Genomic DNA, 16,714 nt, shown 5'->3' with positions numbered 1-16,714 from the left:
AAATATCCACTTCAAACTGTAAACCCTGAATTCTTAGCTTTTAGGCTCGTTCAAGATGATTTTTACTGTAGGCAAGGGAAGTAACTACGTTTTTTTCTTCCACTGCCAGTCGTTCTTCCGGCAGGAGTTGTGTTACTCTGGGGAGATCACCAGGGTATTTTTTATGCCTTACCATCCGGAGAGTACGAGCCAGCTCGCTGCCGGATACTCCCTCAAAAGTAGCCCAGTACGCATCCGTAAGACAGGGTACTTCCAGCGGATCACGGGTGATCATTTCCAGGTTGAAAGTGACCTGCGGGTTATGCTGCCGACAAAGCGAAACAATTTGCTGTAAATCCAGTATGCCTTCCCCCAGGGGCACTTCTGAAAGCAGGAAGCCATCCTCATATTCTTCTACGCCCATATCTTTCACATGCGTCGTAAAGACATAGGGTACCAGTGTTTGTACTACTTCCATGGGATCTTCCATCAGGGAGATGCTGTTGCCAAAGTCCAATGTGGCGCCTATCCATTCACTGTCTATCTGCTTGAGTAGACTAACCAGCTCATCGGCGCGCCAGTCTTTGTGGTTTTCTACTGCCAGTCTGATTTTATGTTTGCGAACTACTGGCTCAGCCCATTGCAGGGATTGTACAGATTGCTTTTTGAAATTCTTAAAATCTTCCAGCGTATGGAAGTTCTCATAACGACGGCCGCTCAGGCAAACAGTTCTCAATACCTGCACACCAGCTTCTTTGGCAGTTTTGACTTCCTGCTCAAATCCAGATACTTCATTCTCGGTTTTAGGTAAGCCAATAGAGCCTTCCAGATACAAGCCCATCTGCTCTCGTTTGTCGCGGATTTTTTTGGAAAAGTCGCTGCTCCAGTCGTGTACGCCTACTTGTACACCGCTTCCACCAAGTTCCTGACAATGCTCTAAAAGTTGAATAGCATCGTAAAAGCCAGGGTATTTCTGACTTTCATGTTTGGAATGCCATCGGCTGGCGTAGGAATGTACTACTATGCCCATAGGCACATCTTTCAGGAAGGAAGGAATGCTGAAGGATGGCAAGCTTAAAGTCATAGCTCCCAAACCAGCTTTTTGCAGGAAACTACGCCTATCTGCTGAATGATAGCTTTGCTCTTTTTTGATTAATTTCATCCGTTAGGTTGTTTAAATAGTAACTAGGAACAGGTTATAGGACTGAAGTTTCCTTTAAACTTGTAGCCTTTAACTTTCAACTTATTTCTCATTGCCCCGTCTGTTCCTCAGTATCTTTAATGTATTGATTGAGTTCTTCTACTTTCCAGGGCATTACTCTTCCCTGAGAAGTCAGTCTTGTTTTACCTACCAAGCCCCGGCTGACTGCTCCGGCATTATTGCCCCACTCATTGCGGATATAAGTCAGGATAGAAGCAATGGTGGCATCGTCCAGGGTAGAATGGGCGGGCATCACCGGCAGTATTTCCGGAGCATCGTAGATTTTACCGCCAACCTCAAGGGTGCCTTCCATGCCGTGCAATACGATGAGTGCAAGGCGTTTTTCATCGCCAATTACCCACTCAGAATCTACCAAGGGAGGGGCAAAGCGATTTAAGCCAGCTCCATCGGTACCGTGGCAACCGGCGCAGGTGGTAAGGTAATGTTGTCTACCCAGCGCAAACAGTTGCTGCTCTTCTTCGTTGAGCAGGCTTTGTTCTTCAACTGTACTCGTATCAGCCACATGGCCAGGCCATTCAAAAAGAGAAGCCAGCACTGCAAAGTTTGATGCTCCTGACTGTGCTTCCCGTTCTAAAACATGAGGAGCGGAAGCCAGCATGATCGGTTTCATTTTACCCTGCTTGCCCTGTATGGAGATACTGGTGAGTAGTGCTTTTTCCCGCCAGCTAAAAGCGTCTTCATTGACATCCAGCATACTTAGCAAGGCAGTTAGCTCGGCAGGTTCCCTTTTACGTATCACTGAAGTCGCCAGCATTTCCAGAAAAATAGCTTTGGAAGGCTCCTGTTCTTTCCACTGGGGAGATTGCCAGAGGGTTTGTAAAAAGCGAAATTCCTGATCTTCCAGGCTGCTGATTACGGCATCCCTGATCAGGGGGGAACTTCCGCTTCGCTCCGCAATGCCTGCCAGTAGTGGATAGGCTGCCTGGGTATTGAGCACTTCGGCGGATAAGGCCATTTGTAAAGTAAGTTCTTCAGGAGCGTCTTCAGCTATCTGAAGTAGTTTTTCACCAAGCTTTTTTTGTAACTGCTGATCATCCGCAGCCATAGGCTCCAGTAGTCGCAAGGCATTGGCGCTGATGAGGGGGCTGGCGTCAGTGAGCAGGTCAAGAAGCAGTTCTGGCTGGAGCATATCCATGCCTTCCAGCGTCCATAAAGCATGGAAACGGGCAAGGGTATTTTCTTCATTTTTAACCAATTCGTTTAGCGGAGCCTTAGTGTCTGGGTCATGACGCTCAATGAGCAGGCGCTGCGCTATGTCTCTGTGCCATCCGTTAGGGCTTGACAGTTGTGCAATCAACTCCTGAGAGGAAGCCTTGGATAGCTGCTGTGGCTTTTGGGGTTCCCAGTCTTCGGGTACCACTCGCCAGATACGTCCCCGGTTGATGGGAAGCACCAGTTTACGTTCTAATGTTTTTTCTTTCAGATAGGGCGTAATGTATTTGCCATGCTGCACCAGACCGCGGTACATATCAGCGATGTACAATGCCCCATCCGGTCCGGAAGCGATAGCTACCGGGCGAAAACGCTCATCGGTTGAGGCCAGAAATTCAGTGCCAGGATTGGGGTCATGGGCATTCAGTTGGAGGCCTCTTTCTACTACCACATTGCGTTTGACCAGATTGCCGGAAGGTTCGCAGACGAATACATTACCGTAGAAAGGGTCTGGCAGGGCGGTTCCCCGGTAGTAAAAAGGGGAACAGGCAGAGGTAAATTCCAGCAGTTTGCCTTCTTCATCCAGCGTACCGGGTATATAGCCGCGATTGATTGCCGGGTTAGATCGTATGGGGTAGATTCTTCTGTCTACGGTAAGGCCGTGGTCAATACCGGTGGTAGGCGTGTGATGCGCGTTTCTGGAAAGGTAATTGGGCGGTACCAGATCGGCATGCAGCTGCGACCAGTTGTAGTTGTAGTAGAGCCTGCCCTCATCATCCTGACTGATGCCCCACTGCCCTCTGAATTCGGTGCTGTCCCGCTGCCATTCGCCATCTACCAGACGATAGCGGAAGCGAGATTTGGCATTATAGTACCAGTTGTCTACCGCGCGTAATAAGCCATTACCAGAATGCTCCGGCAAAGGGCTGCCGGCATAGTCAGGGTCAATAAGCGTTTTAATATCGGCGATGAGGTCGCCATCAAGGTCCTTGGTAAGCCATAGGGCCTCGTTCTCAGCTACCAGCGCACCGCTGTCAATCAGGGCGAGAGCTCGGGGCATGATGAGACTATCCAGATAGATAGTGCTTTTGTCCATTTTTCCGTCAAAGTCGGTGTCTTCCAGCACAGAAATACGGCCTACCGGTTCGTTCTCTCCTTCGCCTTCAATGGTGGGCATGAAGCCCCGCATCTCCACTACCCACAGCCTTCCGTCGGCATCAAAGCGCATCACTACTGGCTCCTGCACCATAGGTTCAGCGGCCACCAGTTGTATTTTGAGTCCGGGTTCCAGTTGAAAGGTGCTGAGTTCTTCTTCAGGAGTTTTGGCCGGGGAAGGACCTTCGTCTGTTTTATTTTCAAAATTACCAGTACAGCTTGCTATACTTAAGAGAAGAGTGCCAATCAGGTAGGCGTAGGAGTTAGATCTGACCATAAGTCATGCTACAGCTTTTGCGTAATAGGTTGTTGTAAAGGAATAATATACTACAAATTAGGAAATTGGCAAAGTGCGCGTGTAGCATATAAGCTCAGTTCAATTATCTGAGCTAAGGTAGTTTGTTTCTCTCCTGAGAAACAGAAAGCATGCAGGCGCATATAAAGACAAGATAAGTTTTTATCCTAAAAGCAGAAGGCCGTCAGCATACATTAGTCTGTCATATCCAAAGCTTTGGTAAGGCATAAGATGAATAGGGGTAAATAGTACTTTTCCTATAAATTGCCTATATGCTGCTTTCGTTATGCCTCCATTGATCCTTCGTTTTTTCTCCAGTACAGCTCCATTTTTTGTTTTTGCACTTTTTAGGGATGGTAGGCCTGGTGGCCGCCTAAAAAAGGAGCATCTTCCTTTCCGATAAATATGTGAGTTGGCAGGAGAACGTTTATCTTGCTCCTCAAACATGATTGAACTCAAATATATGATGCCTGGATCAGTAAGACTTCTGTTCCTACTTGCCCTCACGGTGCTTGTAGCCTGTAGTAAAAGCCCGGAAGCACAGTTTAAAAGTATGGAATGTGCTCAGACGCCCATGCCCGAGTATGATGGTCAGTATGTTTCCCTGTTGGATGATGAAACCGGAGAAGTATTGAGAGATACTTTGGTAAAGAAAATTGAAAACACCAGAAATGTATTTAAGCCCTGCAGGCAGTACATCTACAGTGCTATTTATAAGGATAAAAACGGAGCGCTGATTTCGGACAGCAGGGTTTGGATGATGGCTACCGGAAATCGGTGGGAGTATCAGCCGAAAATGCAGGATGAGGTAGTGTTTCAGTATGCGTTCTCCGAAGAGCAGTTTGCAGAGATAAAGGAGTTTGCGGTGAACAAAGCGCTTTCACAGCATCAGCAATTTGTTCCTGAAAGTACAACAGGAATCATTGAAAATGTAGACGTGGTTTGGATGCACCCCTTCAGGAGCAATCAGTATCATTTTACGGAAGTAGCTGCTTTTCCCTACGTGAGACTTCCTCTGGAAATAGGTAAGTCGTGGACCGATAGGCTGCAAATAGGGGAAGGCTGGGGCGATTGGGAAAATACAAACGTTTACAGTGAGTATGAAATTGCCGATCGGGCAACTGTGAGTACGCCCTATCGGGAGTTTGCAAACTGCTGGTACATAGAAACCACAAGCTCCGCCTCTTTTGGAAATTCGCAGCATAACTTCTGGTTTGATGAAAATTATGGATTCGTAAAGATGGAATACGTAAATTATGAAGGACAAAGCCTCGTTTTTGAACTGATTGAGGTGATAGAATCCTGAGAGGCTTACAGGCTTGAATTTTTATTCCAAATAGTATGAACATTGAACCGGCTACCGAAGCCTGCCTTAAAGTGCTGACTGAACTGGCGCTAGCCCTGTGGCCGGACTGTGTTTTTGAGGAAGAGTATGAGTACTACAAAAAGCTGCCTGGCTCGGAGACGGAAATCTGCTTTCTGGCAAAGGAGAAAGAAGCGTATATTGCTTTTATCCACCTGTCATTGCGTAGCGATCATGTAGAAGGGACTTCCAGTTCGCCGGTTGGCTATGTGGAAGGCATCTATGTGAAGCCTGAATACCGCAAGCTTGGGATCGGCAGGCAACTCATTGCAGCAGGAGAAGGCTGGGCCAGGCAAAAAGGCTGTGTAGAGTTTGCTTCTGATACGGAATTGTCCAACGAGGAGAGCATAGACTTTCATAAGAAAGCAGGTTTTACTGAAGTAAACCGCATTGTCTGTTTTGCGAAAAGGTTGGAATAAAGATTTTGCCGTAAATTGGCAGCATCTTTTTATATGAAGCTTTATTGATGGAACCTGTATTTTTTGCAACGCCCGATGAATTCAGAGCATGGCTGGAAGATAATCATGAGCAGGCCACTGAGTTGCTAGTGGGTTACTACAAAGTGAGTTGCGAGAAGCCCAGCATGAGTTGGTCGGAGTCAGTAGATCAGGCGCTTTGTTTCGGCTGGATTGATGGTATTCGTAAGTCCATTGATAGTGAAAGTTATTGTATTCGTTTTACACCGCGCAAACCTAAGAGCAACTGGAGTGCGGTGAATATCGGGAAAGTAGAAGAACTGAAGGCCAAAGGCCTGATGCATAGCGCAGGTTTGGAGAAGTACAGCCAGCGCGAAGAGGGCAAATCACGAGTGTATGCCTATGAGAAAGAGCCTGAGAAGCTGGATAAAGCTTTGGAAACTCAGTTTAAGAATGATGAAAAAGCCTGGGTGTTTTTTCAAGCGCAGCCCCCTTATTACCGAAGGCAGATGATATATTGGGTGATGAGCGCCAAGCAGGAAGTTACCCGTGTAAGAAGGCTTGAAAAGCTAATGGAAGCATGTAAAAGAGAAGAAAGAATTTAACCAATATACTGTCAGATGAGTGTTTCTTTTGTACTTGCCCAGGCGGAAGACCTGAAAGATGTACTCCATATGATGGAGGACTTCTACACCATAGATGATTATCCTTTTGACAAGATACTGACCGCTGATAACCTGAAAAAGTTTGAGGCAAATCCTGAATTAGGAAGACTTTGGGTGATCATCTCAGAAGGAGAAATCATAGGTTATATTGTACTGACATTTGGCTTTAGCTTTGAGTTCAAAGGCAGGGATGCCTTTCTGGATGAGTTTTACCTGAAAGAAGCTTACCGGAGCCGGGGTATAGGAAGCCAGGCGGTGGATTTTGTGCTGAAGCAGGCTGAGGAATTGGGTATCAAAGCCGTACATCTGGAAGTGGAGCGACACAATGAAAAAGGAACAAAGCTGTATAGGAGTAAAGGCTTTGAAGAACACAAACGAGCGTTGATGACGAAGTGGTTGATATAGTTTATCTTTAATAAGCCTGATTGACAGAAATAAAGCGTAGAATTTAGTATTTTGAAAAGAGGCTTGGCTCCTGATTTTTTCATTATACGCTAACGATATGATACGGCTCTTTTTCTTTTTGCTTTTTTTGTCAGCTTATACGCTTCACGATGCTAATGCACAGGCTGAAAAGCGGAAAGTGTGGGGGCAGATCAGCGATGCACAACGTTACGAGGCTATCCCCATTGCTAATATCAGTACTTCCGGGCAAGGGACTTTTACCGATCTGGACGGTCATTTTTCATTGACAATTGGTATGGATGATACCCTGCGTATATCGCATATCAGCTACTATCCTTATGAAGTAGTGATGCAGGAAATGGAACAGGATACACTAAAAGTGCTTCTGATCCCGCGCGTCAATACCATGCAGGAAGTTGTGATACAGGGCTTGCCTTCGGAAGAGAAATTTAAACAGGATATGATAAGGCTGGAGGCAAAGCCCAGTATAGAAGAACAGCAGGCGCAGTCAAACGTAAATTTTGCCCGCTATTATTTTCTTTCCGGCTATGTACCCCAGATGAACAGCGACGACAATCACGACTGGTATGTGGCCGGTCCTCAGGATGTTACTTTTTTCTCCAGCGGCCCCTCCGGCGGACTGATCAGAGCGTTCAGAAATGTAAACCGTAGTCAAGGTTTGTTTAGGCCGGTGAGGACGAACTCTTCCATGCCTGACTCTCTCTGGCAAAATGTACAGCGACAGGTTAAGGTAGCCAGCGATTCTGTAACTCAGGATAGTTTGCTTAGTAAGGAGAAGGAGTAGGAAGCGGGGAGTCAGGAGACGGAAGATGGAAGAAGGAAGTGGGAAGTGGGAAGTTAGGAGTTGGAAGGTTGAAGAATCAAGTTGTGAGCTTAGTAATAAAAAAAAACTTCCTGCTTCGTGCTTCCAACTTCCCACACATTAATAATCATCACAAAATAACCCCCAACACATTTAACCTACACTATCTATGAAAAAGTCTGCTAAGAAAGTAAGCGGTATCGGAGGCATATTTTTCAAAACCAAAGACCCCGCCAAGATGAAAGATTGGTACAGTCAGCATCTGGGATTAGTGACCAATGAATACGGTTCTGTCTTTGAGTTTATTCAATCTGACAAACCTGATCAGAAAGGCTATCTGCAATGGAGTCCTTTTGACGAAAAAACCGAATACTTCAAGCCTTCGGAAAAAGAGTTTATGATCAACTACCGGGTAGAAAATATTGAGGAACTGGTGGAAGAACTCAAAGCCAGCGGCGTAACTGTACTGGATGAAATAGAAAGCTATGAGTATGGAAAGTTTGTGCATATCCTTGATCCTGAAAACAATAAAATAGAGCTTTGGGAACCGGTGGACAGAGTTTTTACCAAACTTTATGAAGGCAAGACTACCAAATAAAGGCTTATTTTTTTATCATTCTATTATTTCAATCTCATATACATTTTTTATGCGAACATTGAACTTCTTTTGTGGTCTGATATTTATTTTTGGCATAATAGCATGCAGTAGTACAGAAACTCAGGAACAAGATTCCTCAGCGGTTTCTGAAACGAATACCGTAACAGAAGTAACACGTGATGGAGTAGACATCGCTTATGAGCGTTGTGGTACTCAGGATACTACTTTACTTTTTGTACATGGCTGGTGCATTGATCAGACTTACTGGACTTCTCAGGTAGATGCTTTTTGTGGAGACTATACCGTGGTGACTATGGACCTCCCTGGTTTTGGGATGTCAGGAAAAAACCGGGAGAGTTGGAGAGTAGAAGATTTCGGGCGGGACGTTGCTGCTGTGATCGGTCAGCTGGATTTGCAAAACGTGGTGCTGATCGGGCATTCTATGGGAGGTGATGTGATTCTGGAAGCTGCCCTGGCTGAGCCTGAAGCGGTGATCGCGCTGATTGGTATAGATAATTTTAAAGAGGTAGGCGTGGAAATTACCGGAGAGGTGCAGACTGAAATAGATTCTTTTATGACGATGATAGAGCAGGATTTTGATAGTACCGCTACCGCTTATGCGTATCAAGCGCTGTTTCATCCTACTACTGATAGTGCGGTAGTCAAAAGAGTAACTGAGGATATTGGTACTGCTGATTCGGTAGTAGCCACTGCCAGTCTGAAATCACTCATGGATTACGGCCCTAAGGAGAAAGAGCAGCTTTCTAACTGGGATAAAAAGTTATACCTGATCAACAGTGACGCTACACCTACTGCCATAGAGGGACTGGAAGAAACTGGTGTGGATTACGATCTGATAGACATCCATGATAGCGGACATTATCCGATGATAGAGCAATCAGAGGAACTCAACCGCTTACTTCGTCAGGTTTTGGATAAGGTTTAAAAAGGTATTCTACTTAACAGGCTCATTTAAATATATGGCTATCATCACTTCTGAACAGGTAAGTTTTTTTGAAGAAGAGGGTTACTTAAAGATTCCTCAATTACTTACCGCTGACCAGCTCACTTATTACCGTGAGCTATATGAAGACTTCCTGGAGAATAAAATTGATGCTTCCCGCTATCGCTCCGATCTGGGAGGACATGTGGAAGAGGAAAAAACAGTAGGTGTTAAAGAACGGATTACCCAAATTATGGTGCCCAGCAGACTGGTCCCTGATTTGCTGAATAAGCCTTTGCATCAGCAAAGTTTAGCAATAGCACAAGCCCTGTTGGGAGATGACATGGCGCTGGATTTTGATATGCTGATTGACAAAGCCCCTTTTTCCAATACTCCTACCCCCTGGCATCAGGACTGTGCCTACTGGATTGACATGCCCGATCTGCGGGCAGTGAGTTGCTGGGTGGCGTTGGATAATGCTACCGTTGATAATGGCTGTATGTGGTATGTGCCTCAATCTCATCAGTTTCCTATGCGCCCTCATCGTCCGGCAGGTAAAGGAGGGGGAGCTTTAGAATGTGACGCTTCTGAAGAAGAGGGGGTAGCCGTTGAGCTTCAGGCGGGAGATGGTGTGCTGCATCAGGGAGGCACATTGCACTACAGTAGGGGCAATACCACCGCCCATAGGCGCAGAGCATTCATCACCAACTTCAGGCCGCAGCAAATGATTGCATTAGAGCGAGAGCAGGGCTACGACCATACCGGAGAAAGGGAGGTAAGGAGGAAGTGAAATTATATATTAATAAAGCTTATCAGCTTAAGTGCCATGTTTATTTAAATAAGCTCTCATATTTTTGTGAGTTGACATTAAATGTTCTACAATCACTTGTACTAACAGTATTATACTGGTCTGTCAGACTCTGGTAGAATTTATAATCAAAATCAACTTTGCTAGATATTTTCATACTTCCATCTTTAATTGTAGTAATAGGAATTACCATATCGTTACTGTCTGTATCAATTTTCTTGTACTCTGAAATTTCATTTCCTATTATTAAATATTGATTGTCAAAGTCAAAGATTGCTGTACAACTTCCTTGAGTATATTGATTGATAAAAATGGTGTCCTTTTGCAGTTTTCCTTTAACTATTGAATCGACTACGAACAAGACGTTAGAACCTTGATTCTTAGAATCAAAAAACTGTGCGGTTTCTGGTTGGTGATGAATGTTTTTAATCGCCCTACCAATAACTACAAAATCGGCTTCTTTTATCAACGCATTTACATCATGCTTTTCCAACTTATCACAAACACAGGCATAAATAATAGCCGGATTTAATAGCATCATAAATAGTATGACTTTTTTCATTATGCTTGGTTCAATAAACTATCAATATTTGAATTCAACTTATATGAATACTAAATTAACATTAAAACTGGATAAAGCGATTATAGAGCGTGCTAAGCAGTATGCAAAATCTCATCATACCAGTGTATCCAAAATGGTGGAGGATTATTTGCACATGCTCACAGCAGAGGATAGATCATCTATTGAAGTTACTCCTTTGGTAGAAAGCCTAACAGGGATAATTGATACTCAGGAAAAGGATTATAAAAGGGAGTACGCAGATTATTTATCTAAAAAATATCAGCAGAAGTAAAGAGTCATACCCAGAAACTTGAAAGACTTTAAAGCTGCAAAGTTACCGGTAATGACGGCTAAAGATTATCTGATACGTTTTCAAAGCAGAGAGTAGTCTGTTATCGCTTTTTCTTTACACAAATTTTTATACCTTGCATACATCATTGGGGTGCTGGACGAAAGTCTGGCTGAGATTACACCCATGACCTGATCTGGATAATACCAGCGTAGGAAATGACCTTATTAGCTAATCACTGACTAATTGCCATTGCCTGTCTGTATGATCCGGGTTGTGGCATTTTTTATTTTTTAAAAGATTAGCTATGAGTACAGAGATAGAACAGAAGAAATTTGACCTTGTCACCCAGGAACTACGGCAGTGGCAGGGACGCGAAGAATGGTTCTTCAACCGCGAACATACCGACACCTACGAACTTTGGTACGAGGGACGCTACAAGCGTGCCGAGATCTGGCAGAAAAAAGTCATCGGCCAACTCATTAAGAAAGATGAGCGAGTGAAAACGCTGCTGGAGTTTGGCTGCGGTACTACCCGCTTTACCCGCTGGTGGCACGAGATAGGCATTGAGGCCAGCGGCGGCGACATCTCTCCTTTTATGCTGGGACAGGGCGCCCACCTCTTTGACGGTGATCTGGTGCTGGCCGATTCTCACCACATGCCCTTTAAAGACCATACTTTTGACGCCCTGGCGTTCATCACTACTTTTGAATACTATAAAGATCCGGTAAAAGTGATTCGCGAAGCCGTGCGGGTAGGCAAATACGGTATTGTGTTTGGCATGATGAACCGCAACTCTCCCAAAGTAGCCCGCAGGAGAATACAGGAGATGTTCGGCAAAAATCCTTTCTACGTCACCGCTACTTTCTATACGCCTAAAAAGTTGATGGCAATCATTGAAGAAGCTTTGAAAGGCAGAGATTATACGATTGAGTGGACGACTACCGGACTGCCCAAATGGTTTCCGGTGCAGCAATGGGGCTTGCCTTATGGAGATTTCTTTGGACTGCATGTACGCCTAAACGATGTGGAATGAGTGCCTTTGAAGACAATTCCGGCAAAATCAATAGTGCCTCTTTCAAGGAGATACTGCTGCCCTATAATGGCTATTCCAGAAATGAAGTGCTGGTCGGACCGAAATATGGCGTGGATACTTCCGTGATTGATCTGGGCAACGGCCTGGGCATGGCGGTGTCCAGCGATCCGCTTTCGCTCATCCCGTCGCTGGGATTGAAAGAGTCGGCCTGGCTGTCGGTACATCTGCTGGCCAATGATATGGCGACTACCGGCTTTGCGCCTATGTATGCACAGTTTGTGCTGAATCTGCCGACCAGCCTCTCGAAGCAGGCTTTTCAGGAATACTGGCAGCACATCCATTTGTTTTGTGAGCAGATCGGTGTGCATATTACTGGCGGCCATACGGGGCAGATTGAAGGGCAGAACTCCACCATTTCTGGAGGAGGCACCATGTTTTTGACGGCTCCGCTGGACAAAATCATCAACAGCCATCAGGCGCAGCCGGGTGATGTGATCGTGGTGACCAAAGAAACGGCGCTGAATTCTTCTGCCATTCTGGCCATGAGTTTTCCAGAAACGGTGAAAAGCAAACTGGGTAAAGAAATCTACGAAACTGCCTGCGAGAACTTCTACCAGACCTCTTCTTTACCCGATGCCCTGGCTGCTGTGGAAATCCTACAGCCCAACACCGAACTCAAAGCCATGCATGATGTAACCGAAGGTGGGGTGGTGGGTGCCATCTGCGAAATGGCTGGGGCTTCCGGTTGTGGTTTTATTTTGCACAATGATAAGCTTCCCATAGGCGAAGCACCTGATCAGATTACGCAATTGTTTGACATTGACCATCGCTACTGCATAGGCGCTGGCTCCATGATCATGGCAGTGAAACAAGGAAAGGAGCAGGGTTTAGTGAATCATCTGGCATCCAAAAATATCAGAGCCACTATTGTAGGTGAAATGACAGAAGCGGAGCAGGGTTTCAGGATGATAGAAAAGGAGGAAGAGAAAATAATTTCTTTTGACGGAAATGACCCTTACTGGGGTGCATTTTTTAAAGCATTGAAAAACGGGTTGAAATAGTGTTATAGTTCTGGGTGTTATAGTGTTATAGTTTTTCTAATAGAACACTATCAACCATAACACTCTAACACTGCCGCACCCTAACAATTAAGAAAAGATGGAAATAAAAATAAAAGGAGGGGTTTATCTGGTTATTGATCCGGCGATGGATGAACAAGTGCTGCTGGAAAAGGTAGCGCAGGCTTTGGAAGGCGGTGTGCAGGTGCTGCAAATCTGGAATCACTGGCCGGAGCACTTTGCATTAGCAGATAAAAAGAAATTGATAGAAGCCATTCTAAAAATCAGCACCCAGTATCATGTACCTACTTTGATCAATGAAGAATGGGAATTGCTAAAGCACACAGCTTTAGAGGGTGTTCATTTTGACAGCATTCCTGAAAATTACCAGGCTATCAAAAAGGAGATTGGCAGAATATTCCTTGGTGGGATTACCTGTAGCAATGACCTGGCAGTGATTGAGTGGGCTGAACGAAATGATTTTGATTATGTCTCTTTCTGTTCCATGTTTCCTTCCAGTTCGGTAGACAGCTGCGAGATTGTGCGGCCGGAAACAGTCCGGAAGGCCCGAGCCATCACACAAATGCCCCTCTTTCTTTCGGGAGGCATCACTACAGCAAATCTTGCGACTTTCAAAGAACTGGATTTCAATGGCGTGGCAGTGATATCAGGAATTCTGAGTGCTGATTCTCCTAAACATTCGGCTACTGCTTACCAAAACGCATTACAAACGATTAAATAACACAAACTTATGAATACATCATTGTTGAAGAAACTTTGCTGCCCAATAGACAAATCAGATCTTAATCTACAGGTCTTTCTGAAAGATGAGAACGGAGAGATCATTGAGGGTTTACTGACTTGCCCGGATTGCCAGCGATATTATCCAATTGTCTATGGCATTCCTATCATGACACCGGATGAGTATCGGGAGAAATCATTGGAAGCACCTATACTGGAAAGGTGGGGCATGAAACTGGAAGAGGGCAGTGCCAAAATGTTGTTATTGAAAGAGTAAGCATTTTTTTAGCATTTCGTAACAAAGAATTCACATATAAGTCTACCAAACCCGCAAAAAAAGGCTTAGCTTTGTGTCATTATGAAGTTAAGACTCACCATATAGTCAGGGAGCAACGTCTCCCCCTTTCTCTAAACTGGCAATGCTGATACTTATCCTCAACGGATAAGGCTATTGCTGATCGTTTGATTTTTCCCTGTACTTTCTTCAGAAGGTTTTACCAAGGTTTTTTCTTAGCTCAATTGAGCTTTTGTTGACTTATGTTTTTGCATACATATGCGGGTTACAAAATTACTATATCATTTCAGACATGCCCTGGAGGGCGATTACGATAACTATACTTCCGGAAGTATCAGGAAGGCAATTTTCTATCTGGCAGTACCCATGATTCTGGAGATGATCATGGAGTCTTTGTTTGCCATTGTAGACATCTTTTTTGTGGGAAGGTTAGGCGTCAATGCAGTAGCCACTGTAGGATTGACCGAGTCGGTGGTGACCATTGTGTACTCCATCGGTATAGGCTTCAGTATGGCAGCTACTGCGGTGATTTCGCGTAGAGTGGGTGAGAAGCGTTTTGGCAAAGCCTCATCAGCAGCTTTCCAGGTAATTTTGCTAGGTGCAGCCTTTTCTTTACTCATAAGTATTTCAGGATATATTTACGGAGCTGAGGTGCTGAAATTGATGGGAGCCAGCGAGGGAATACTGCTTGAAGGCACGAGATATACGCAGATTATCTTTGCCGGTAATATCAGCATCATGCTGCTTTTTATCATCAATGGAGCCTTCCGTGGAGCAGGCAATGCCGCCATTGCCATGCGTACCCTCTGGATTGCCAACGGTATTAATATCTTTCTGGACCCCTTGCTGATCTTTGGCTTGTGGATCATCCCAGGAATGGGCATTGAGGGGGCAGCCTGGGCCACTACCATTGGTAGGAGCATAGGTGTATTGTACCAGCTATACCATCTGTTGAAAGGAAGTACACGCATCAGACTGGACAGGCAGTCCGTCAAATTAAGATGGAAGACTGTGCTTAATATCATCAAGGTATCCTCCGGAGGGATGGGACAGTTTCTGATAGATTCTGCCAGTTGGATATTCCTGACACGCATCGTTTCGGAGTTTGGCAGTGTTGCGCTGGCAGGGTATACCATTGCTTTTAGAGTGGTAATGTTTACTCTTTTACCTGCCTGGGGGTTGTCCAATGCGGCAGCGACTATGGTAGGGCAAAATCTGGGCGCAAAATTTCCCGACAGAGCGGAGAAATCTGTCTGGTATACGGCTAAATATAACGTCTATTTTTTAGGTGTTGTCTCCGTGTTATTCCTATTCACCGCTGATATTTTTGTAGGCTGGTTTTCTCCTGAAGCAGAAGTGGTAAAGGCTGGCGCTACTGCTTTGAAAATCTTTTGTCTGGGATACATCTTTTTCGCTTTCGGCATGGTAGTCGTGCAGGCTTTTAACGGAGCCGGTGACACCCGTACACCTACTTTTATCAACCTGGGTGTGCTGTGGGTGCTACAACTGCCTCTGGCTTATCTGCTGGCTATATATTTTGATCTGGGCGCCTTGGGCGTATACATTACTATTGCCATCAGCCACTCCCTGCATGCACTGGTTAGCCTGTGGATTTTCAAGAAAGGCAAATGGAAGGAGATGAAGGTATAAATGCTTGAGTTATTATACAACTGAGTAGAACATATGAGTTATAAAGATCTCATTCATGATATTCTACTCAGTTTTTTTATCAAAACTTTCCCACCTCACCAAATCCCAGCGGAGAAAGTAAAACATGCTGGGAGGCAGTGTGCAAATCCCGCCAGCTACGGTTGAGATCAGTTTCGGGATTGAGCACACTCATTCCGGCCAGAGGGTAAATCATTTCAGCAGCACTGCGGGCAGCCTGAGCAGCATGCTTGGCAGATAAACTGATTTTTCTAAGCAACTCTTCAGGAATTGTTTTATTGTTTTCACAAGCTTGCCATGCTTCATGAACCAGCGAATACAGCCAGTTTCGTGAAGATTCCAGTTGGGCTTCCGCTTGTGCTAATGTATCCTTTACTTTACCATTATCTCTCAGGGTTTCTCCCTGCATTCCTTTTTTGTGCGTCAGCAATGCGCTGACTTCATCAAAGAAATGGCAGGCCATTCCCGTCAGTTGCAGGCAGGTGGTTACTTCGGCAAATTGCATAAAAGGAAAACGATAAAGTGGCCCCTGCTCATAAGGAGAAGGCTTGAGTAAGCTGAAAATTCTTTCTTCAGGTACGTGTACATGATCAATCTCAAAATCATGGCTGGAAGTAGCCTGTAAGCCGTAAGAATCCCAGGTATCTTTGATACGCACTTCCTCAGGAAAGAAGACGAAAGAGTAAAAGTCAGGGGTATCATTTGTGCTATCCGTTTTCAGCTTGAAATTGGCAGTAAAAGCGGTTGCATGGCGGGAGGCGCTGCCATATTTCCAACTCCCTTTTACTTCATAGCCTCCCTTCACTTGCGTAGCAATGCCGGAAAGCGCTCCGCTACCTGCTGTACAAGCCTTAGGATCAGTATAAATACGCTCGCTCAAAGTGGGCTGAATATAGGCGGCAAAGAGGTTTGCACCCGCTGCCAGGTTAACCGTCCAGCCCAGACTTCCATCGGCATAGGCCAAAGCTTCCAGTATCTGTAAAGCCTCCGGTAATGACATTTCCAGCCCCTGATACCTTTTGGGAATAAACAGCCGAAGCCATTCTTCCTGATATATCAGCGAAAGTTGCTCCTGCGTAAGCTTTTTTTGTTGCTCAGCTTGTGGAGCAAGCTTTCTAATTTCTTCAATAATAGCAGCAGACAATAGCGCTGTGGGGTGCTGTAAAAAATTCATATAAGGCAAAAGTTTAAAACTCTTATCAAGCTTGCTCCTAAATGATTCAGACAGCAAATAAACAATC

18 protein-coding genes and 1 riboswitch are annotated in these 16,714 nt (G+C 45.1%); of the genes, 14 read left to right on the top strand and 4 right to left on the bottom strand.

Going from position 1 to position 16,714, the window contains the following annotated elements:
* Positions 1–40: 40 nt before the first annotated feature.
* Positions 41–1,141, bottom strand: coding sequence for a sugar phosphate isomerase/epimerase family protein (locus tag WJR50_RS08340; protein WP_341292793.1), 1,101 nt, complete (start codon positions 1,139–1,141; stop codon positions 41–43).
* 88 nt (positions 1,142–1,229) lie between these two features.
* Positions 1,230–3,785, bottom strand: a complete 2,556-nt coding sequence (locus WJR50_RS08335; RefSeq protein ID WP_341292792.1) for a DUF7133 domain-containing protein — start codon at positions 3,783–3,785, stop codon at positions 1,230–1,232.
* Positions 3,786–4,248: 463 nt separating this feature from the next.
* Between WJR50_RS08335 and WJR50_RS08330 the strand changes: the two genes are divergently transcribed.
* The 8 genes from WJR50_RS08330 (at position 4,249) to WJR50_RS08295 (ending at position 9,806) form a co-directional block, all read left to right on the top strand.
* Positions 4,249–5,109 carry a hypothetical protein gene (locus tag WJR50_RS08330; RefSeq protein WP_341292791.1) on the top strand — a complete coding sequence of 287 codons (861 nt, stop codon included), beginning with the start codon at positions 4,249–4,251 and terminating at the stop codon, positions 5,107–5,109.
* A gap of 35 nt (positions 5,110–5,144) precedes the next feature.
* Entirely contained in the window at positions 5,145–5,585 is a 441-nt protein-coding gene (aac(6'), locus tag WJR50_RS08325; RefSeq protein ID WP_341292790.1) for an aminoglycoside 6'-N-acetyltransferase, read from the top strand.
* Positions 5,586–5,632: 47 nt separating this feature from the next.
* Positions 5,633–6,187, top strand: coding sequence for a YdeI/OmpD-associated family protein (locus WJR50_RS08320; RefSeq protein WP_341292789.1), 555 nt, complete (start codon positions 5,633–5,635; stop codon positions 6,185–6,187).
* 15 nt (positions 6,188–6,202) lie between these two features.
* Positions 6,203–6,652, top strand: a complete 450-nt coding sequence (locus WJR50_RS08315) for a GNAT family N-acetyltransferase (protein ID WP_341292788.1) — start codon at positions 6,203–6,205, stop codon at positions 6,650–6,652.
* A 97-nt stretch (positions 6,653–6,749) separates the two neighbouring features.
* Positions 6,750–7,457 carry a carboxypeptidase-like regulatory domain-containing protein gene (locus WJR50_RS08310; RefSeq protein WP_341292787.1) on the top strand — a complete coding sequence of 236 codons (708 nt, stop codon included), beginning with the start codon at positions 6,750–6,752 and terminating at the stop codon, positions 7,455–7,457.
* A 187-nt stretch (positions 7,458–7,644) separates the two neighbouring features.
* Positions 7,645–8,073: a VOC family protein gene (locus WJR50_RS08305; protein ID WP_341292786.1), complete on the top strand. Its 429-nt coding sequence runs from the start codon at positions 7,645–7,647 to the stop codon at positions 8,071–8,073.
* A 49-nt stretch (positions 8,074–8,122) separates the two neighbouring features.
* Positions 8,123–9,019 (top strand): alpha/beta fold hydrolase, encoded by an 897-nt coding sequence (locus tag WJR50_RS08300; RefSeq protein WP_341292785.1) that lies wholly within the window; start codon positions 8,123–8,125, stop codon positions 9,017–9,019.
* Between the two features lie 34 nt (positions 9,020–9,053).
* Positions 9,054–9,806, top strand: coding sequence for a phytanoyl-CoA dioxygenase family protein (locus tag WJR50_RS08295; RefSeq protein ID WP_341292784.1), 753 nt, complete (start codon positions 9,054–9,056; stop codon positions 9,804–9,806).
* A 40-nt stretch (positions 9,807–9,846) separates the two neighbouring features.
* On the opposite strand, the gene WJR50_RS08290 is transcribed toward WJR50_RS08295, so the two are convergent.
* Complete coding sequence (locus WJR50_RS08290; RefSeq protein ID WP_341292783.1) at positions 9,847–10,386, bottom strand: hypothetical protein; 540 nt, start codon at positions 10,384–10,386, stop codon at positions 9,847–9,849.
* Positions 10,387–10,429: 43 nt separating this feature from the next.
* Here WJR50_RS08290 and WJR50_RS08285 point away from each other — a divergent pair, with 43 nt between their 5' ends.
* The 6 genes from WJR50_RS08285 (at position 10,430) to WJR50_RS08260 (ending at position 15,455) form a co-directional block, all read left to right on the top strand.
* A complete protein-coding gene (locus WJR50_RS08285; RefSeq protein WP_341292782.1) occupies positions 10,430–10,678 on the top strand; it encodes a DUF6364 family protein in 249 nt (82 codons plus the stop codon).
* A 136-nt stretch (positions 10,679–10,814) separates the two neighbouring features.
* A riboswitch (TPP riboswitch) is annotated at positions 10,815–10,910 on the top strand.
* A gap of 72 nt (positions 10,911–10,982) precedes the next feature.
* Complete coding sequence (locus tag WJR50_RS08280; RefSeq protein WP_341292781.1) at positions 10,983–11,711, top strand: class I SAM-dependent methyltransferase; 729 nt, start codon at positions 10,983–10,985, stop codon at positions 11,709–11,711.
* Complete coding sequence (locus WJR50_RS08275) at positions 11,708–12,772, top strand: AIR synthase-related protein (RefSeq protein ID WP_341292780.1); 1,065 nt, start codon at positions 11,708–11,710, stop codon at positions 12,770–12,772. Before WJR50_RS08280 ends, WJR50_RS08275 begins: the two co-directional genes overlap by 4 nt.
* A gap of 97 nt (positions 12,773–12,869) precedes the next feature.
* Positions 12,870–13,511, top strand: a complete 642-nt coding sequence (locus WJR50_RS08270; RefSeq protein ID WP_341292779.1) for a thiamine phosphate synthase — start codon at positions 12,870–12,872, stop codon at positions 13,509–13,511.
* Between the two features lie 9 nt (positions 13,512–13,520).
* On the top strand, positions 13,521–13,787 hold the full coding sequence (locus WJR50_RS08265) for a Trm112 family protein (protein ID WP_341292778.1): 267 nt from the start codon (positions 13,521–13,523) through the stop codon (positions 13,785–13,787).
* Between the two features lie 276 nt (positions 13,788–14,063).
* Positions 14,064–15,455 carry an MATE family efflux transporter gene (locus WJR50_RS08260; RefSeq protein WP_341292777.1) on the top strand — a complete coding sequence of 464 codons (1,392 nt, stop codon included), beginning with the start codon at positions 14,064–14,066 and terminating at the stop codon, positions 15,453–15,455.
* 79 nt (positions 15,456–15,534) lie between these two features.
* Here WJR50_RS08260 and WJR50_RS08255 read toward each other — a convergent pair whose 3' ends face one another.
* Positions 15,535–16,647, bottom strand: coding sequence for an acyl-CoA dehydrogenase family protein (locus WJR50_RS08255; protein WP_341292776.1), 1,113 nt, complete (start codon positions 16,645–16,647; stop codon positions 15,535–15,537).
* Between the last annotated feature and the right edge of the window lie 67 nt (positions 16,648–16,714).

Source organism: Catalinimonas locisalis (assembly GCF_038039535.1).
Taxonomy (GTDB): Bacteria; Bacteroidota; Bacteroidia; order Cytophagales; family Cyclobacteriaceae; genus Catalinimonas.
The sequence above is the reverse complement of the archived record's forward strand: the minus strand, read 5'-3'. Positions and strand labels throughout refer to the sequence as shown.